Source organism: Deinococcus proteolyticus MRP (genome assembly GCF_000190555.1).
Lineage (GTDB): Bacteria > Deinococcota > Deinococci > Deinococcales > Deinococcaceae > Deinococcus > Deinococcus proteolyticus.
Map to the genome: position 1 here is coordinate 341,998 of NC_015161.1, position 17,170 is coordinate 359,167.

17 protein-coding genes are annotated in these 17,170 nt (G+C 64.1%); 5 read left to right on the top strand and 12 right to left on the bottom strand.

Annotated elements, in window-relative coordinates:
• The first annotated feature begins 3 nt into the window (after positions 1–3).
• Positions 4–459, top strand: coding sequence for a hypothetical protein (locus tag DEIPR_RS01675; protein WP_013614100.1), 456 nt, complete (start codon positions 4–6; stop codon positions 457–459).
• Positions 460–726: 267 nt separating this feature from the next.
• On the opposite strand, the gene DEIPR_RS14400 is transcribed toward DEIPR_RS01675, so the two are convergent.
• The 4 genes from DEIPR_RS14400 to DEIPR_RS01705 form a co-directional block, all read right to left on the bottom strand.
• A protein-coding gene (locus DEIPR_RS14400) for an IS630 family transposase (RefSeq protein WP_218921235.1) occupies positions 727–1,732 on the bottom strand; the annotation gives its coding sequence in 2 pieces (ribosomal slippage) (positions 727–1,263 and positions 1,265–1,732; 1,005 coding nt in all).
• A 34-nt stretch (positions 1,733–1,766) separates the two neighbouring features.
• Positions 1,767–2,555, bottom strand: a complete 789-nt coding sequence (locus DEIPR_RS01690; protein WP_013614101.1) for an IS5 family transposase — start codon at positions 2,553–2,555, stop codon at positions 1,767–1,769.
• 88 nt (positions 2,556–2,643) lie between these two features.
• A complete protein-coding gene (locus DEIPR_RS01695; protein WP_041221890.1) occupies positions 2,644–3,081 on the bottom strand; it encodes a hypothetical protein in 438 nt (145 codons plus the stop codon).
• 730 nt (positions 3,082–3,811) lie between these two features.
• Complete coding sequence (locus tag DEIPR_RS01705; RefSeq protein WP_013614104.1) at positions 3,812–5,719, bottom strand: cation:proton antiporter; 1,908 nt, start codon at positions 5,717–5,719, stop codon at positions 3,812–3,814.
• 160 nt (positions 5,720–5,879) lie between these two features.
• On the opposite strand from DEIPR_RS01705, the gene mglB reads away from it, so the two are divergent.
• Together mglB and mglA are read left to right on the top strand one after the other, a co-directional pair.
• On the top strand, positions 5,880–6,365 hold the full coding sequence (mglB, locus tag DEIPR_RS01710; protein WP_013614105.1) for a GTPase-activating protein MglB: 486 nt from the start codon (positions 5,880–5,882) through the stop codon (positions 6,363–6,365).
• Between the two features lie 11 nt (positions 6,366–6,376).
• Positions 6,377–6,967, top strand: a complete 591-nt coding sequence (mglA, locus tag DEIPR_RS01715; protein ID WP_013614106.1) for a GTPase MglA — start codon at positions 6,377–6,379, stop codon at positions 6,965–6,967.
• 99 nt (positions 6,968–7,066) lie between these two features.
• Here mglA and DEIPR_RS01720 read toward each other — a convergent pair whose 3' ends face one another.
• The 5 genes from DEIPR_RS01720 to DEIPR_RS01740 all read right to left on the bottom strand — a co-directional run bounded on the left by DEIPR_RS01720 (position 7,067) and on the right by DEIPR_RS01740 (position 13,056).
• The gene (locus tag DEIPR_RS01720) at positions 7,067–7,855 is read right to left on the bottom strand and encodes a superoxide dismutase family protein (RefSeq protein ID WP_013614107.1); all 789 of its coding nucleotides are present in this window, start codon (positions 7,853–7,855) and stop codon (positions 7,067–7,069) included.
• A gap of 454 nt (positions 7,856–8,309) precedes the next feature.
• Positions 8,310–9,746 (bottom strand): superoxide dismutase family protein, encoded by a 1,437-nt coding sequence (locus tag DEIPR_RS01725; protein ID WP_013614108.1) that lies wholly within the window; start codon positions 9,744–9,746, stop codon positions 8,310–8,312.
• Positions 9,747–10,997: a PQQ-dependent sugar dehydrogenase gene (locus tag DEIPR_RS01730; protein WP_013614109.1), complete on the bottom strand. Its 1,251-nt coding sequence runs from the start codon at positions 10,995–10,997 to the stop codon at positions 9,747–9,749.
• A gap of 105 nt (positions 10,998–11,102) precedes the next feature.
• Positions 11,103–11,954 (bottom strand): menaquinone biosynthesis family protein, encoded by an 852-nt coding sequence (locus tag DEIPR_RS01735; RefSeq protein WP_013614110.1) that lies wholly within the window; start codon positions 11,952–11,954, stop codon positions 11,103–11,105.
• 72 nt (positions 11,955–12,026) lie between these two features.
• A protein-coding gene (locus tag DEIPR_RS01740; RefSeq protein WP_245532709.1) for an IS630 family transposase occupies positions 12,027–13,056 on the bottom strand; the annotation gives its coding sequence in 2 pieces (ribosomal slippage) (positions 12,027–12,563 and positions 12,565–13,056; 1,029 coding nt in all).
• A 103-nt stretch (positions 13,057–13,159) separates the two neighbouring features.
• On the opposite strand from DEIPR_RS01740, the gene DEIPR_RS14405 reads away from it, so the two are divergent.
• A protein-coding gene (locus tag DEIPR_RS14405) for an IS630 family transposase (protein ID WP_218921236.1) occupies positions 13,160–14,165 on the top strand; the annotation gives its coding sequence in 2 pieces (ribosomal slippage) (positions 13,160–13,627 and positions 13,629–14,165; 1,005 coding nt in all).
• A gap of 49 nt (positions 14,166–14,214) precedes the next feature.
• Entirely contained in the window at positions 14,215–14,829 is a 615-nt protein-coding gene (locus DEIPR_RS01755; RefSeq protein WP_013614111.1) for a CAP domain-containing protein, read from the top strand.
• A 44-nt stretch (positions 14,830–14,873) separates the two neighbouring features.
• On the opposite strand, the gene DEIPR_RS01760 is transcribed toward DEIPR_RS01755, so the two are convergent.
• From DEIPR_RS01760 to DEIPR_RS01770, 3 genes are read right to left on the bottom strand one after another with little or no spacing between them, the layout of a single operon-like run.
• Positions 14,874–15,686: a VanW family protein gene (locus DEIPR_RS01760; protein ID WP_013614112.1), complete on the bottom strand. Its 813-nt coding sequence runs from the start codon at positions 15,684–15,686 to the stop codon at positions 14,874–14,876.
• Positions 15,687–15,740: 54 nt separating this feature from the next.
• The gene (gene ribF / locus DEIPR_RS01765) at positions 15,741–16,631 is read right to left on the bottom strand and encodes a riboflavin biosynthesis protein RibF (RefSeq protein ID WP_013614113.1); all 891 of its coding nucleotides are present in this window, start codon (positions 16,629–16,631) and stop codon (positions 15,741–15,743) included.
• Positions 16,628–17,131: an NUDIX hydrolase gene (locus DEIPR_RS01770; protein WP_013614114.1), complete on the bottom strand. Its 504-nt coding sequence runs from the start codon at positions 17,129–17,131 to the stop codon at positions 16,628–16,630. The genes ribF and DEIPR_RS01770 overlap by 4 nt, the downstream gene beginning before the upstream one ends.
• Between the last annotated feature and the right edge of the window lie 39 nt (positions 17,132–17,170).

Below are 17,170 nucleotides of genomic sequence, written 5' to 3' on the forward strand. Positions count from 1 at the left end.
GTTATGAATGAAGTCATCAAGGGCCGCATCGGCCAGGAAGGCGAGGGCTTCGGCGTTCGCTGCGAGATTCAGGAAGACAAGATTGTGGGCCGCGCCGGCAGCCGCCTGCACGGCAAGAACATTGAACTGGAAATCACCGAAACCGGCGTGCAGGGCAAAGTGGGAGACCAGAACATCACCGTGGCCCTCGAAGGCGGCGAGCTGCGCGGCACCATCGGCGACCAGCGGCTGACCCTGCGCGGTGTGGACCGCGTGACCGGCCGTTTCGGTGAACCCATCATCGGCTGGGATATCGCGGCGCAGCAGACCGGTGACCAATTGGAAGGCCGCCTGGGCAGCACCGTCCTGGGCCGTCCGTTCAGCATGAGCCTGGCCGGTGCCCCCGGCTGGGTGGGCGTGCTGGTGGCCGTGGTGGCCTTCTACGCCCTGGAACCCCGCGCCAGCGCCAAAGCCGGCTAAGGGTTAATTTCTGCAAGGCTGGGCCGCTCTAGGGTGGCCCAGTTTCTTTACGCTTTATAGCGCCCGTTTGTTTGAAAGGGTGAACGGCGGTCCGGTGAGGTCAGCCAGATAAGTCCAGCCAGCCAGCTCACCAGCGGCAAGAGGCCCACAACGCCACTCAAGACGGCGAATTTCAGCGGTTTCTGGGGCTGATAGGCTGTGGGGACGGTGCTCTCTCCGTCGGGCGACCATTGCACAGTTTTCAGAGCCGTGATGTCACTAAGTTCTCTATTGATAGCGGCGTAAGTTGGCGTCCATAAGCTGACGGGGCAGGTGAATATAGCGGACCCGCTGCCAGGCGGTGACAAGCCTCTTTTTCAGCGCTCTGATGGAGTGGGCACAAAAGTTCCCCAACACATTGCGCTTGACGTAGGCCCACACCAACTCGATCGGGTTCAACTCTGGAGCATACGGAGGCAGAAAGATCAGAGAGAGGCGTTCGTGGGTTCCCACGAACGCCTGGGTTACTTTCGCGTGATGAATTTTCGCATTGTCCAGCACCACGACGATGTTCCCCTGAACTTGGCGCAGGATGTGCCCAAAGAATCGGATGACCTCTCCACTGCGGATCGCTCCGGATGTTGTGTGCTGGAAGAATCGTCCATCTGAAGTGATCGCCCCAATCGTCGAAAGCTTCTCCCAGTTCGCTCTGAGCGTGACCAGGGGCGTCACGCCCCTGGGGGACCACGTTCGCCTTCGCACGCCTTTCAACGAGAATCCGACCTCATCCAGATAGATGATTGTGGCTCCCTCAGCGACCTTTTTTTTCCAACTCCGGGAGCACCTGTTCCCGCCAGGATGCAATCCGAAGTTCGCTCCGCTCAGCAGCCCGCCCATCTGGCATCTGTGGGCTGAACCCCAACTTTCGTAGGATTTTACGGACGTGATCATGGTGGTACCACACCTCGAAGTGCCGCCCGATCAGCTCTGCCACACGTTTTGTCGTCCAAGTTTCGTCAGGAAACCCATGCTGCAGAGCACCCTCCCGCAGGAGGGTGCGAAGCTGGTCGTGCTGAGACTCAGTCAGCCGAGCAGGACGACCAGAGCTGACCGTCGCTTGCAAGCTTCCCTTCTTTCTGAGCCGAGCACTCCAAGAAGTCACCGTGAGCACGGAGACGCCGAAGTGAGCAGCGATTTCGCGGTGTGTGTGGCTGCCTTGCTGCAGCCACTCGGTAGCAGCCAGACGCCGCTCCTCAAGTTGGGCACGAGAATATTGGTTCGGTTGCCATTCCACGGTCCCTAGAGCGTGTCAGCAACCCCATCCAAATCTAGGCAACCAATTTCTGTAGAGACAGAATAGCGAAGGCCAGCCAGTGAAAGCCAAGCAAGGTAGAAGGCAACCGCTCCAAATCACGTCCTAAGCGGCGGAAACGGGCGGCCCAAGCAAAATTTCGTTCTACGATCCAGCGCTTGGGAAGCAGGACAAATCCCGATGCTCCAGCTGGTCGTTTCACAACGACCAGCTCAATATCCAGCAGTGCAGCGTCAATCTCTGCCTGTTCCCCGGTGTAGCCACCATCTGCCAGCACGACATCAACACAGTCACCAGTGACAGTCTGAATCTGGTGACATAGATCGTAGACCTGTTCGCGGTCTTGTTCATCTGCGGAGGTGACCAGCAGAGCAATGACATGGCCCAGAGTGTCCACCGCCGCATGCACCTTGCTGCCATTCCGCTTTTTCGCGCCGTCATAGCCTGATCGGTGACCACTTTCAGGTGTACTTTGCAGGGTTCGACTGTCAATGATGGCGACGGACGGGACAGCGTCCCGTCCAACTGCTGCACGGTCCATCATCCTCAAGTCATGGACCAGATTCTCGAAGCAGCCGTGCTCGAACCAGCGCAGCGCTTGCTGGTGAACAATTTTATAGGGTGGGAAGTCGTGTGGGAGATATTCCCAGGGACTTCCCGTCCGGGCAATCCAGAAGAGGCTATTGAGGACTTCTCTGATGGGATAGATCCGCTGCGCCGCATCTTCGGGCCTCAGTAGAAAGTAGGGCAGGATGAACAAGTAGGTTTCATCGTCAAGGTCGCTGCGATAGGCTCGGCGTGTCATCTCAGCTCAGTTTGCCTTATGCCGCAGATTCGCTAGGAGCAGAACATCGGTCGCTAAGTTCAATCGGGTTGCTGACACGCTCTAGAGTTTAGCAGCGCATACTTACGCCGTTATCAATAAACCCGCCCTGCGGAGTCAGATGAGCGTACAGCGAAGGCTCATTCCCCGATTGCATCACGATATCTTTCCCGCTGCACCCTACCCGCACTACCTGCCACTTGCTCTCCCTTTCGTTGGGAAAGCTTAGATGGAAGGAGTGGTCTGGAGCGTCACCGAAAGAGATGAAGTAGCCGTTGCCGAGTGAAGTTTGGTTAGAATCATGAATCCCCTGCGAAAAGCCTGTCCACTCGTCCACACAAAGAACTCCCGCTGAACTGATGAGCAGCGCCACCGGCAGGCAGAGTCCGGCCATGACCCAGGGAGCGCTCATTCCTCGGCGATTTTTAGGATGACCGAGCACGAAGCCGGCGGTTGCAAGTCCTACCAGAATCAGTACCAGCAGACCAGAGATAAGAATGCCCACCATCCTCGCCAGTGTGCTCCCCCTCACACTGACGGAATGTCCCGCTTATTTTCGCGTCTCAAAGCTCCTGTGACTTCGGGGGGTGCCGCCAGTGCCAGGCGAGGGCTATGGGCGCTCCTAGCCAAAGGAGCCCTGGCAGAAAAAACAGCAGAAGAGAAGCGGCACCGAGCCAGCGCGGAGGCGTGGGCTGGCAGCTCGCAGGCATCTCCCGGCTTCCCGCTTTTGACCATTCGATGGGCCCGAGTGACCCGACGCTGCGAAGCTCACGGAACTGGCCCTCTGGGGTGAGGTGCGCGTAGAGCGAGGTGTCTTCTCTGCTCTGCACCACGATGTCCCGCCCAGCGCAGCCAACCCTGTGTGCCGGCCAGCTGCTCGTGACTTCACCGGGCAAGTAGAGGTATGGGAGTGCATCTGAGCTGTCAATAGATGTGAGGTAGTAGCCATGCCCCAGTGGCGTTTGCCAGGAGTCATATATGCCCCCGGAGAACCCCACCGCCTCGTCCAGACTCAGTGGCCCCATAAAACTGAGCATAGGAACTGCGGGGAGGGTCAGGCCCATGAATGCCCAGAAACACACCGCCGCAGTGCGCCGCTCTGGCCGCGTGGCGAAGTAGGCTACGACAGCGAAAATGACGGCCACCACGGGGCCCATAGCCAGCAGCATGAGTAATCCCAATCCCCACATCCCCGCCAGTGTGCTCTCCTTCACACTGACGGAATGTCCCGCCCGCGCTTAGCGCTCCATTCTCTCCGGGTCGGCCACGTTGGTGGTGTAGTCCTGCGGGCTGACCGCGCCGCTTTGCTCTCCTCCCGTGTCCGTCCCCGGCAGCTGGTCAGGCGTGCCTGCGGGCGGCACCAGGGCCACCATCACGCTGCCCGCGGGGGCCGCGTCGGGGAGGGCCGTTGCCACCTGAAAGCGGCCTTCGCGCCCATGCAGCAGCAGCACAGCGTTTTCCGGCAGGTCGCGCAGGTACTCGGCCAGACCGTAACTGTCGGTCAGGCGGGTACGCTTGACCCGTGCGCCTGCCTCGTACAGCTCCTGCAACTGCGTGAATGTCGGTGCCCCGGCAAAAGCGCTGGTCGCGGTGTAGCCATCTTTCATCTGGGTGCGGCGGTTTTCGCCGCCCGGCTGCAGCTGAAAAGCGTGGGTGCGCCCGAACGCCTTTTCGTACTTGCGGGCGCTGAGGGTATTGGCCTCGTCGCTGGGGGTCAGCGCCAGCAGGTTGCCGATGCCTTCCAGCGGCAAGCGGTCCGCCGCTTCACTCAGCAGGCTGCCGTAGTGCGCGGCCAGGCCGTCCACCTTGGCCTGGGTCACGTTGGCGCGGTTGGTGTCGGCCAGAATCACGCCGACCTCCTCGGCTTGCAGGGCCTGGGCAATCTCGCGTGCCCAGGGGTGGGCGCCCACCACCAGAAAGCCGTCCGGCTCGGCTTCGGCCACGCCCAGGGCGCGGGCCACTGGCTTGGCGGTCAGGCTAGCCAGCACCACTGTCCCCACAATCACGGTGAACACCAGGGTCAGCAGTTGGTCGCCGCCCGCTACGCCCAACTCGGTCAGGCGGCTGGCAAACAGCGCACTGACGGCGGCGGCCACAATCCCGCGTGGTCCGATGTAGCTGATAAAGGCCCGCTCCTTTACGCTGAGGTTACTCCCGACTGTGCTGATAAAGACGCTGGCCGGGCGCACTACCAGCAGCATGAACAGCAGCAGCAGCAGCGGCCCCGGCTGGAACACGGCCCGCAGCGACGCTTCCGGCACGTTGGCGGCCAGCGCCACAAAGATGGTGCTCAGCAGAATCACCACTACCTCTTCTTTGAAGTGCAGCAGTTCGTTCAGGCGCGGCACGTTCATGTTGGCCGCCATCATGCCCATGATGGTCACGGCCAGCAGGCCCGATTCCGGCACGAAGATGTCGGTCAGGCCAAAGGCCAGCAGCACCCAGGCCAGCACCGCCGGGTTGACCAGATGATCGGGAATGACCTCGCGCCGCAGTGCCCAGACCAGCGCCAGGCCCATCACGGCCCCGAACAGTGTGCCCACACCGACGTACCCGGCCAGGTGAACCAGTGTGGCAGTCAGCGCCTCGCCGCCGCTGGCCGAGCGCACCCACTCGAAGGCGATGGCGGCAGCCAGCACGCCCACCGGGTCAATCAGGATGCCTTCCCAGCGCAGCACGCCGCCCACGCGGGCATTGGGGCGCACGTTTTGCAGCAGCGGGGCAATCACCGTCGGGCCGGTCACGATGACCAGCGCCCCGAACAGCGCGGCCACGCCCCAGTTCAGTCCGGTGATGAAGTGCGCTCCGGCGGCGGCCAGCACCCAGGTCACCAGGGCGCCCACCGAAATCAGGCGGGTCACGGCCCGCCCATGCCCGGCGATGTCGCTGAACTTCAGCGTCAGGCCGCCCTCGAACAGAATCACGGCCACCGCCAGCGAGGTCAGGGTTTGCAGGCCCGACCCCAGCACGGTGCCGGGGCTGATGAAGTGCAGCAGCGGCCCGACCAGAAAGCCGGTCAGCAGCAGCGGCAAGATGGCGGGGATTTTCAGCCGCGAGGCCAGAATCTGGGCGGCGATGCCCAGCGCCACGATGACCGGCAGCACCACCACCGCGTGCTCCAGAGCATGTGCGAAATCAATCTGCATGCCGTTCAGTATGCGGGCTGCCGCCTCAGGCCGGGTTCAGCCGGTCTTGCGGAAAAGACTGGGCCCTCCTCCTGGTCTTCTCCCGGCCGGGCCCTCATCCTTCATGAGCCGTCTCCTTGTCAGGCTCCCGTGCCAGCCCTTTCTTATACTGGGTCTCACGATGATTGAACCCACCCTGGCGCTGTACGGCGACGCTTACGAAAGAGTTGACCGACATCTCGAAGAGCTGCTGAAAAATACCGGCGTGCGCTACTGCCTGCTGGTGGACCGCAAGGGCTTCGTGTTGTCTCACAAGGAAGCCATCTGGGCCCCCCGGCCCCCGGCTCTGGACAGCGTGGCTACCCTGGTCGCCAGCAATGCGGCGGCCACCTCTGCGCTGGCCAATATGCTGGGCGAAAAAGCCTTTAGTGAGCAGATTCATCAGGGTGAAAACGGCACGCTTTATGTGGAAGCGGTGGGCGAGGACAGCTTGCTGACCTTGATTTTCGATTCCACCGTGCCGCTGGGCCGGGTCAAAGTACAGACCAAGAAGGCGGTCGCTGAAGTGGCCGCGATTCTGGACGAACTGAAAGACGCCCCGCCCGTGGAATTCGACGAAGACTTCTCCAAAGGCGCCAGTGCTCTGCTGGACGACCTGCTCGGCTAAGGGGTAAAGACATGAGTACCATCAATTTCGCTGCGCGTGAAATCAACTGCAAAATCGTCTATTACGGTCCCGGTGTGGCCGGCAAAACCGTGAATCTCAAGTACGTCTTTTCCAAAGTGCCCGAGAAACTGCGCGGCGAGATGGTCAGCCTGGAAACCGAGGACGAGCGCACCCTGTTCTTCGATTTCATGCCGCTGGAGCTGGGCAGCGTGCAGGGGTTCAAGACCCGCTTTCACCTGTACACCGTGCCGGGGCAGGTGTTTTACAACGCCAGCCGCAAGCTGATTCTGCGCGGCGTGGACGGCATCGTGTTCGTGGCCGACTCGGCTCCCGAGCGCCTGCGCGCCAACGCCGAGAGCATGCGCAACCTGCGCGAGAACCTGGCCGAGCACGGCGTGGACATGGCGACGCTGCCCATCGTGCTGCAAATCAACAAGCGCGACCTGCCCGGTGCCCTGCCGGTCGAAGTGATTCGCTCGGTGATTGATCCCCAGAAGAAGCTGCCGGTCATTGAGGCCGAGGCCATCAACGGCAAGGGCGTGTTCGAGTCGCTCAAGCTGGCTTCCAAGCTGGTGCTGGACCGCCTGTCCAAGACCGGCTGAGGCCGGTGCCGAGCAGCTGATACCGAGCAGCGAACATGAGACTGGGGAGCCTCAAGCCAGGGCTCCCCAGTCTCATAGCGTTTAGAGGACAGCCGCTATCTATTCCTCCAGGCCTTCAATCACGCCGCACAGCACCCGCGCACCCGAGTTGCCCGAGGGGTCGGTCTGGTAGTCGTCGGCGTCCGCATGGACAATCAGCGAGCGGCCCAGAATGCCGTTCTCACCGCGCAGGGTGAACTTGCGGGTGGTGAATTCGGCCTCGGCGCGGCCGTCGCTGCCTGCTTCCAGCATCGGCAGGTCACCGGCGTGGGCCTGGTCGGCGGGGGTGTCGGGCGCCCCGTGGTTGCTGGTGGCAGCGGGGTCAAAGTGTCCTTCGGCCGCGCCGAAGACGGTGGGTTTGCCGTCCACCACCTTGTCGCTGCACTGGCCTACGGCATGCACATGCATACCGTGGCGGCCGGGGGTCAGGCCCTGGGCCTGCACGTTCATCAGCAGTTCGTCGGCAGACAGCTGGGTCAGAAACACTTCGCCCTTCACCGCGCCGCTGGCGTCGCGCAGCTCGGCGGTGACGGCGTCTGCTGCGCTTCTGAGCTGGCCGGCTGCAGCAGGGCTGCCAACCGTCACGGTGCTGCTACTCACAGTGCCGGTGCCCGCGCTGTTCATGCCGCTCGCCTCAGTGGTGCTGGCGGTTCCGCTAGCGGCGCGCCCAGCCAGGGGCAGTGCCGGAATGACAGCGGAAGTGGTGGCCGACGAGGACATGGGAACGGACGCCGCAGCGGGTGCCGTGACCGGGGCCGGCACGTAGCCGCCACCAGCAGCAGCCAGCCCACCTAAGGAGAGGGCAGCCAGGGGCAGAGACAGCAGGAGAAGAGGACGGGTGCGGTTCATGGTGGACCTCCGTAGGTGGATGGGCGGAGCAAGTGGACTGGGTTGATAGTGGAGTGGGGTAACAGCGGACTGTGCCGGTGAAACACGCCGCCGGCAGCCTGCACGAAAGGGGCCGAAGAGCGAAACATTTGCCGGACCGGGCCGACGTGGGCCAGGAAGCGGCAACCTGAAACTGGGATGCCGCCAGTATGGGCGCCGCTCCCCAGCACCGTCTAGCGGCAAAAGATTGACCGCTCACTCAGCAAGTTCGTGGCAAACACTCAGCTGCAGGTGGACACGCTCCGGCCATCTGTCGCACATGAAAAGCGCTGCCCAGCCGCAGAAGGCAGGACAGCTGCAGCTGGGCAGAGAAGGGCCCTGTTCTCATGTGGTGCCCGTGCCGCTGACCCGGCCTGCCTCGCTGCCGTGCAGCAGGGTGGCCGGGCCTGGGGTCAGCGGGCGGAGGGGGCCTTGATCAGAATGCGCCGAAGCGGGTCAGGCGGAACGGGGTTTCGGGCGTACCGCCCTCGCGCCGGTCCAGCTGCGCCTGGGTGACCACCAGGTCACTCCCCACCAGCGTCAGGGTGGCGGGAAAGCGCAGGCCGGCCAGCGGTTCCTCAGCGGCCAGCTGCCCGCTGGTCCAGTCGCTGCTCAGGCGCACCCGGCTGACAAGTTGGTCACGGTTGCGGGCCACGTACAGGTCCTGACCGCGCAGCACCAGGCCGTCGGCGTTCTTCAGGCCGGTCATCACTTTGCGGACCGCCTTGGTTCGCAGGTCGATGCGCCACAGGTCGCCGGTGTTGCTCTGGGCCACCAACAGGGCGCGGCCGTCGGGGGTCGCCACGATGCCGTTGAGGTTGTCGCCCTCGCCGTAGCGGATGGGGGTGTCTGCCAGGTGCAGCCACGCGCTCAGCCGCAGGTCCGGCGAAACGCGGTAGATGACCGGGCGGCGGCTGTCGGTCACGTACACGCTGCCGTCTGGTGCCAGCGTCAGGTCGTTGATAAAGGCCGCCGGGCTCTTGGGCGTCTCCAGCACCTTGAGGGTCACGCCGTAGCGGTCCAGCACGCTGACGGTGCCCTCGGCGCCGCCGGCAATCCACAGCCGGCCCTGGCCGTCTACCTTCAGGCCCAGCGCGGCCCGCCGGCCCAGGGCGCCGCCCCGGCTGTACAGGCTGGTCTGGCCGCTCTCGGCGTTGACGGCATAGATGTCGCCGGTTTCGGCGCTGCCGGTAAACAGCAGGCCCCGCTCCGCGTCGTAGGTGACGCCTTCGGGGAAGGTCTGCCAGCCGGGCAGCGTATAGTCGCGCACGCTGAGGCCCTGGCGCTGCACGGCGCCGCACAGCAGCCGCCCACCCGACTTGCCGGCGGGGTCCGAAGCGTAGTCGTCGGCGTTCGCGTGAACCACCAGGGTACGGTTCAGCACGCCGTTTTCACCCATCAGGCTGACCTTGTCGGTCACGAAGCTGGCCTGGCCGCTGCCGTTCTCGCCCACCTGCAGCATCGGTAGGTCGCCGCCGTGGCCCAGTTCATTGGGGGCGGTGGGCTTGTCGTGGTTGTGGCTCATGGCCGGGTCGAAGTGGGGGCCGGCCCCGCCGAACGGCACGGCCGCGTTCGTGGCTGCGTCCACACCGGGCGTGCAGGCGCTGAACTCGTGAATGTGCATGCCGTGATTGCCGGGCGTCAGGCCACGGACCTGCACGTTGACCCGCACATCGCCTGCGCGCTGCACGAAGGTAGCTTCGCCCTGGGGGCGGCCCTGGGCATCCACCAGCACGGCGCGGGCGTTCAGCGGGCCTACGGTGCCGGAAGTCGCGGGCGCAGTGGGAGCAGGTACAGTCTGAGCTTGGGCCATGCCTGCGGCGGTCAGGCCCAGGCTGAGCAGGGGCCACAGGGCCAGCGTATAGTTGCGCATTTACTTTCCTCCCGTGTAGCGCACGCGGTAAATCACGCCGCTCTGGTCGTCGGTGAACAGCAGGCTGCCGTCGGTATAGGTGGCAATACCGGCCACGCGGCCGAACTGCTTCCAGGTGCCGCCCTCTTCAAACACGAAGCCGGTCACAAAGGGCTCGATGCTGGCAGGTCGGTTCTGCCCGTCGAACACCACCCGCACGATTTCGTAGCCGCTCGGCTCCGAACGGTTCCACGAGCCGCGCATGGCAGCGAAGGCGTCGCCCCGGTATTCGGCCGGGAACTGCCCGCCCCGGTAGAACTCCATGCCGATGGCCGCCGCGTGGGCGCTGTAGTTCAGCACGCTGCTGGCCGTCTGCGCGCAGTACTCCTGCTTGGTAATCAGGCCCGGAATCTGACTGGAGTTGGTGTAGGGGTCGGGATTGCGGTCGCCGTAGCAAAAGGGCCAGCCGTAGTTCTGGCCGCGCTCGATCCGGTTGAGTTCCTCGGGCGGGATGTTGTCGCCGTGCCAGTCGGCGCCCTGGTCGAAGCCGTACAGCTGCCCGGTGCCCGGCTGGAAGTCGAACCCGATGGTGTGGCGCAGGCCGCTGGCGTACACCTCACGCCACTGGCCGTCGGGGCGCACCCGCAGAATGGTGGCTTCCTCGGGGTTCTGGGTGGGCGCGTCGTTGTTGGTAGAGCCGAACGACACGTACAGGTAGCCGTCGGGGCCCCAGCGCAGGCCGCGGGCGGGGTGCTGCCCGGCGTCGGGGAAGCCGTCGGCAAACACACGCGGCGTGCTGAGGCTGCCGCCGGCCAGGATATCCATGACCCAGACGGTCTTTTCACCAACCGCGTACAGCTTGCCGTCCTTGACGTCCAGGCCGTGAACCAGCTTCAGGTTCTTGGCGACCTGCCGGCGCTCCAGTCGGCTAAACTGGCCGTCGCCGTCGCGGTCCTTGAGGTACCAGATGTCACCCTGCTGGCGGCGGGTCAGGTAGATGCCGCCGTCAGGCATCACATGCATCATGCGGGCGTTGCCCAGGCCGGTGGCCATCACCTTGACCTCGAAGCCGGCCGGCACCTTCAGGCGGCTGAGGTGGTCGCGGCCAAAGCCCAGCGCCACCGGCTCGAAGCGGGTGGCGGTCACCGTGGCGGCCGGCTCGGGGGCCGGCAGGGGGCGGGGCTGCGGCGCGCTTTGCTGGGCCAGGGCCGTACCGGAAAGGGCGGTGCCGGCCAGGGCCAGCAGGGCGCCCAGGGTCAATGTCTTTTTCATGGGAACTCCTCCTGCGCCCAGTATTCCCTGCGCCGGCAACCGGTCAGGGCAGGAAAACCACTTTGTGAGAGGGCGGCTAGAGAGAGCTAAAGCTATCTGGGCCACCTACTGCGGGACGAACAGCGGCAGGTCGCTGGGGGAGAGCGCGCCCACTGCCACCGCCCGGCGGTGCAGTTCGCGCACGGCACGCTCGCCGGTGTCTCCTACGTCCTCGCTGTATTCGTTCACGTACAGGTCTATGTGCGCCTGCATCACCGCGTCGTCCATTTCCAGCGCGTGCTGGCGGATGTAGCCTTTGGCCTCCTGCGGGTGTGCCCAGGCGTAGGCGATGGACTCGCGCACGGCCTGCTGCGCGGCCTGCTGCAGTTCTAGAGGCAGGTCGCGGCGCACCAGAATCGCTCCCAGCGGCAGTGGTAGCCCGGTTTCGCCCTCCCACCACTCGCCCATGTCGCGCACCCGGACCAGCCCGTGCTGCGGGTAGGTAAAGCGCGACTCGTGAATAATCAGCCCGGCGTCCAGCGGCTCGCCGCCGTACTCGCCGCGCTCTACTGCGGGCATCACTTCATCAAAGCGCATCTGGACCGGAATGGCGTCCGGCCAGGCCAGGCGCAGCAGCAGCTCGGCAGTGGTGAGGCGGCCCGGTGAGGCCACCCGCCGCCCGTTCAGGTCGTCTATGGGTGCGCGGGCCACCACCAGCGGCCCCACGCCGCGCCCCAGCGCCCCGCCTGAGCGCAGGGCCACGTAGCGGTCCATCACGCCGAAATAGGCTCGGTAGCTGATTTTGGTGAGCGGCAGCCGGCCGGCGGCGGCCCAGTCGTTCAGGGTCTGCACATCGGACAGCACCTCACGGATGGGCGCCGGCGTGGCAATTCGCCCCGCCTGCAGGGCATAGAAGATAAAAGTGTCGTTGGGGCAAAAGGAATAGCCCAGCTCTAGCGGTGCGGGGTCGGTCGGCATGCACCCAGGGTAGTGGACCGGCTGAACTTTAGGTGCCGGTTATTTAGATGCCGGTCATTTACTGATCCGTGCTTAAGTTGCTAGCGAAGCAGTAAAGGGTGTGCCTCGGATAAAGGCTAGTGGCAAAGATTTGCGCCGGATGCGCTGCCATCCCACTTTCAACCGCTTCGTCAGCATTTCTGTCGTTAGCGCACAGAAGTTACCTACGACATTCCGTTTGAGATCTGCCCAGATCAGTTCGATGGGATTCAATTCTGGCGCATAGGGTGGGAGATAGATCAGGGTTAGGCGTTCGTGCAGCTGCACGAACGCCTGCACTGCTTTCGACCGGTGAATCATGGCCCGGTCAAGGATGACTACCACCTCTCCGGCGACATGACGCAGGACATGATCCAGGAACTTCACGACTTGTGGGGACCGTACTGCACCCTGACAGGTGTGCTGCAAAAACTGTCCGCCTGTGGTGATGGCTCCAATCACAGAAAGATGTGCCCAACGCAGTTTTGTCGGGATAATCGGTGTCTCGCCTCGTCGTCCCCACGCGCGAACCCTTGTCGTCTTCAGACTGAACCCACTCTCGTCCAGAAAAATGATCGTCGCCCCCTCAGCCCTCTTTTTTTTCCAACGCCTCCTTCTGGAGACGGACCCAAGCTGCAATATCCTCTTCGTTACGCTCTACGGCCCGCAACGCGGGCCGCTGATACGAGAATCCCCAACGTCTGAGCTTCCTGGAAAGATGGGCACGGTCGATCCAGACCCCATACTTCAGACCGATCACTTGACGGACCTTGGGGACAGTCCAGCCACTGGTCTCGAAGCCATGCAGTCGGGGATCGCTCTCAAGAATGTCCTGAATTTCCTTCTGCTGGTCAGGGGTGAGGAACTCCGGGCGGCCAGTGGCACGGGAAGCGCGGAGCGCTTCCTCACCACCGTGGCGTATACGGGCACGCCAGGCACGAATAGTCACCTCAGCCACACCGAAATGTCGGGCCAGATCTCGAGTGGACCAGTCGGGATCATTCAGGAGGGGCTGAGCAGCTAGACGGCGCTCTTCCTGTTGAGTGCGGGAGAGACGAGCGGGTCGCCAAGCAGAAAGCGTCACACCTTATGTTACCAACTTAAGCACAAATCAATAAGCACAAATCAATAGGTGCCAGTCATTTATTGATAGCGGCGTAAGTATGCGCTGCTAAACTCTAGGGACCGTGGAATGGCAACCGAACCAATATTCTCGTGCCCAACTTGAGGAGCGGCGTCTGGCTGCTACCGAGTGGCTGCAGCAAGGCAGCCACACACACCGCGAAATCGCTGCTCACTTCGGCGTCTCCGTGCTCACGGTGACTTCTTGGAGTGCTCGGCTCAGAAAGAAGGGAAGCTTGCAAGCGACGGTCAGCTCTGGTCGTCCTGCTCGGCTGACTGAGTCTCAGCACGACCAGCTTCGCACCCTCCTGCGGGAGGGTGCTCTGCAGCATGGGTTTCCTGACGAAACTTGGACGACAAAACGTGTGGCAGAGCTGATCGGGCGGCACTTCGAGGTGTGGTACCACCATGATCACGTCCGTAAAATCCTACGAAAGTTGGGGTTCAGCCCACAGATGCCAGATGGGCGGGCTGCTGAGCGGAACGAACTTCGGATCGCATTCTGGCGGGAACAGGTGCTCCCGGAGTTGGAAAAAAAAGGTCGCTGAGGGAGCCACAATCATCTATCTGGATGAGGTCGGATTCTCGTTGAAAGGCGTGCGAAGGCGAACGTGGTCCCCCAGGGGCGTGACGCCCCTGGTCACGCTCAGAGCGAACTGGGAGAAGCTTTCGACGATTGGGGCGATCACTTCAGATGGACGATTCTTCCAGCACACAACATCCGGAGCGATCCGCAGTGGAGAGGTCATCCGATTCTTTGGGCACATCCTGCGCCAAGTTCAGGGGAACATCGTCGTGGTGCTGGACAATGCGAAAATTCATCACGCGAAAGTAACCCAGGCGTTCGTGGGTTCCCACGAACGCCTCTCTCTGATCTTTCTGCCTCCGTATGCTCCAGAGTTGAACCCGATCGAGTTGGTGTGGGCCTACGTCAAGCGCAATGTGTTGGGGAACTTTTGTGCCCACTCCATCAGAGCGCTGAAAAAGAGGCTTGTCACCGCCTGGCAGCGGGTCCGCTATATTCACCTGCCCCGTCAGCTTATGGACGCCAACTTACGCCGCTATCAATAGATGCAGGTCAGGTGGAGACCTGTGAGAGCGGCGGCCCTAAGCTGCTCCCATGCCTGTCTTCTCTGCCCGCCGCTCCCTACTGCCTGCGCTGCTTTTGCCCGCCCTGCTCTCCGCCTGTGGTGGCGGCACCCCGGCCCCTTCGGCCCCGGCCCATACCACCCCGGCGCCCCCGCAAGCCGTGCTGGGCAGTTATGTCTGGTATCCCGGCACGGACCGCGCCGCCAGCGCCGAGGAGCTGGAAGTGCTGCGGCTGACCAACGCTGCCCGCGCCCGTGGGGCCACCTGCGGCGCCACCGAAACCCAGTTGGCCAAGACCTATGGGCCGCAGCCGGCACTGACCTGGAACGACCAGTTGGCGCATGCCGCCCGCAACCACGCGCAGGACATGGCGGCCCGCGACTACTTCGCGCACGTGACCCCCGAAGGTGTGCGCCCCGCCGACCGCGTGACGCTGGCCGGCTACGAGTGGCGGGCGACCGGCGAGAACATCGCCGCCGGCTACCCCGACCCGGCCGCTGTGGTAGACGGCTGGCTGACCAGCCCCGGTCACTGCCACAACCTGATGAACCCGGTGTACCGCGAGCTGGGCGTGGGCTTTTTCCAGGACAGCGATTCGGCCTATACGGGCGGCGCCTACTGGGGGCAGACCTTCGGTACCCGCTGATTTAGGAGGGGCGAAGCCTCCGCGCTGGGCGGCACTGGCCGCCCTCAACCCTCTAAGCGCGCCTCATCTACCTCGTACAGCACGCGGGAATCGTTGAAGGTAATCAGGCGTTTGTTCAGCCGGTTGCCCGTGCGGCGGTCAGTCTGCAGCTGATACAGCCGGTTGGTCCGGTACACCTGGCCGCCTTTGCGGTAGAAGCGGTGGTCTTCTTCCACCACCCGGTAGGTGTACAGCGGCTCGCGGCTGACGCGCAGCTCGCCGTGCAGCGAGGTGTCGTCCAGCCACACGCTGAGCCGGAAAGTATCGTGGGTGTCGTTTCTGAGTTGCAGGTCCACGTAGTTGTAAAAGACGCTCGCCCCGCTCCCGAACGGCAGCACCCGCCCCGAATCGGGGAACAGGTCCAGGCTGTGGTGATGGTGTTCGGTCACGGTCAGCGGCGAGTGCAGGGCCATCCAGTACAGCAGATTCGCCATCTGGCACAGGCCGCCGCCCTGGCCCTCTATAGGCCGGCCGTCCGAGATCAGCATGCCGGTGCCAAAGCCCCGCGCCGCACTCGGCCGGCCCACCTGCTTCCAGTAACTGAACACCTGCCCTGGGGCGATGCTCAGACCGTCCAGCTCCTCGGCAGCGCGGCGCAGATTCTGGACCTTGAGCTCCTGCAGCCTAGGGTCCGCGTCTCCCAGGCGGCGGCGCAGCACGCTGTGATGCTTGTGGATGCGGAAGGGAAAGAGAGCTGCGGGCGCGCGGACCAGGCGGTATTCCGGGCGGCGCGTCTGCAGGGCCTTGAGGGCGATACGGCCCTCCACGACCAGGGGAGCAAGGGCGGGGAAACGGCTGGTCAGGGCGCGGCGGGGCATCGCTTTTAGGATAGATAGACGGTTCTATCCTTCAAGCAGATGTGCGGGCCTGCTTTATGCCAGGGCGGCGCGGGCTTCTTCGGCGTCGCGTGCCAGCTGGGCCTGCAGTTCGTCCAGGCCGCTGAAGCGCTGCTCACCGCGCAGCCGGGCCACGAACTGCACCTGCAATTCCTGACCATACAGGTCGCCGGCAAAGTCGAACAGGTTCACCTCGAAGCGGCGTTCCTCGCCGCCCACGGTGGGCCGCACGCCGATGTTGGCCATGCCGCCCCAGCTGCCGCCCCGGTCATCCGCCACGCGCACTGCGAATACGCCGCGCGGCAGGGCCTTGCCCTCCGGCACGCGGATATTGGCCGTGGGGTAGCCGATGGTCCGGCCCAGCTGGTCTCCCTGCACCACCACGCCCTGCGCCGCGTAAGGCCGGCCCAGCAGCCGCGCCGCGCCCGTCACGTCGCCTTCCCGCAGGTATTCGCGCACGCGGGTGCTCTTGATGTCCTCGCCGCTGACCCCGTGAATCGGGACCACCATCACGTCGCGGGTCACGTCCCGCAGGTCGTCCACCCCGCCGGCCCGCGCCTTGCCGAAATAGAAATCCTCGCCCACCACCACGGCGCGGGGCCGCAGCAGCCGCAGGTCGTCCAAAAAGGCAGACTTGTCGCGGGCGGCGAACTCGGGCGTGAACGGCACCGCCACCGTCTCGTCGATGCCGTAGACGGTCAGCAGGTCCAGCTTCTCGGGCAGGGTGGACAGGTATTCCACCCCCTTGGTCAGCACCTTGGTGGGCGGGTCGAAGGTGTACACCACGCTGGGCACGCGGTATTCCCGCGCCTTGGCCTTCAGCTGGGCCAGCAGTGCCTGATGCCCCAGGTGCACCCCGTCAAAAGAACCGATGGCGACCACGGTGTCGGTGTCGGGGCGCTGGTCGGGGGCCACGTAGGTTTTCATGCGGGGCCTGCCAGCAGCTGCAGGGCGAACAGCGCCGCCGTCACCGTGGTGGCCGCGCCGGTCAGGTGGCCGTCACGCAACCCTTCCAGCACCTCGGCCGGCCGGTGCCACACCACCTCGATGTCCTCGTCGTCGTCCATCGGCAGGCGCGACTCGCGCAGGTTCTCGGCCCGGAAGAGGTACAGCAGTTCATTGCTGAAGCCGGGGCTGGCGTAAAAACGGCTGAGCAGTGTCACGTCGGCATCGAAGCCGGCTTCTTCCTGCAGCTCGCGCCGGGCGGCCTGCTCCGGGCTTTCGCCGGGGTCAATCAGGCCAGCCGGGACTTCCAGCGTGACGGCGTCCACGGCGCGGCGCTGCTGGCGCACGCACAGCATTTCGCCCTGTTCGTTCAGCACCAGCAGGGCGACGGCGTCCGCGTGGCGAATCACTTCCCACCGGCCGTCCAGGCGCTCCAGCTTGAGGATATGTCCGTCGTAGATGGTTTCGGCAGGGTGGCTCATGGGCCTATTGTGCCACCCGCGCTGCTTGCCAGCTGGGCC

What these genes read in the sequence shown, in the direction of transcription:
- DEIPR_RS01675 (WP_013614100.1), top strand. Translation starts at nt 4, where the DNA reads ATGAATGAAGTCATCAAGGGCCGCATCGGCCAGGAAGGCGAGGGCTTC.
- DEIPR_RS01690 (WP_013614101.1), bottom strand. Translation starts at nt 2,555, where the DNA reads ATGACACGCCGAGCCTATCGCAGCGACCTTGACGATGAAACCTACTTG.
- DEIPR_RS01695 (WP_041221890.1), bottom strand. Translation starts at nt 3,081, where the DNA reads ATGGTGGGCATTCTTATCTCTGGTCTGCTGGTACTGATTCTGGTAGGA.
- DEIPR_RS01705 (WP_013614104.1), bottom strand. Translation starts at nt 5,719, where the DNA reads ATGCAGATTGATTTCGCACATGCTCTGGAGCACGCGGTGGTGGTGCTG.
- mglB (WP_013614105.1), top strand. Translation starts at nt 5,880, where the DNA reads ATGATTGAACCCACCCTGGCGCTGTACGGCGACGCTTACGAAAGAGTT.
- mglA (WP_013614106.1), top strand. Translation starts at nt 6,377, where the DNA reads ATGAGTACCATCAATTTCGCTGCGCGTGAAATCAACTGCAAAATCGTC.
- DEIPR_RS01720 (WP_013614107.1), bottom strand. Translation starts at nt 7,855, where the DNA reads ATGAACCGCACCCGTCCTCTTCTCCTGCTGTCTCTGCCCCTGGCTGCC.
- DEIPR_RS01725 (WP_013614108.1), bottom strand. Translation starts at nt 9,746, where the DNA reads ATGCGCAACTATACGCTGGCCCTGTGGCCCCTGCTCAGCCTGGGCCTG.
- DEIPR_RS01730 (WP_013614109.1), bottom strand. Translation starts at nt 10,997, where the DNA reads ATGAAAAAGACATTGACCCTGGGCGCCCTGCTGGCCCTGGCCGGCACC.
- DEIPR_RS01735 (WP_013614110.1), bottom strand. Translation starts at nt 11,954, where the DNA reads ATGCCGACCGACCCCGCACCGCTAGAGCTGGGCTATTCCTTTTGCCCC.
- DEIPR_RS01755 (WP_013614111.1), top strand. Translation starts at nt 14,215, where the DNA reads ATGCCTGTCTTCTCTGCCCGCCGCTCCCTACTGCCTGCGCTGCTTTTG.
- DEIPR_RS01760 (WP_013614112.1), bottom strand. Translation starts at nt 15,686, where the DNA reads ATGCCCCGCCGCGCCCTGACCAGCCGTTTCCCCGCCCTTGCTCCCCTG.
- ribF (WP_013614113.1), bottom strand. Translation starts at nt 16,631, where the DNA reads ATGAAAACCTACGTGGCCCCCGACCAGCGCCCCGACACCGACACCGTG.
- DEIPR_RS01770 (WP_013614114.1), bottom strand. Translation starts at nt 17,131, where the DNA reads ATGAGCCACCCTGCCGAAACCATCTACGACGGACATATCCTCAAGCTG.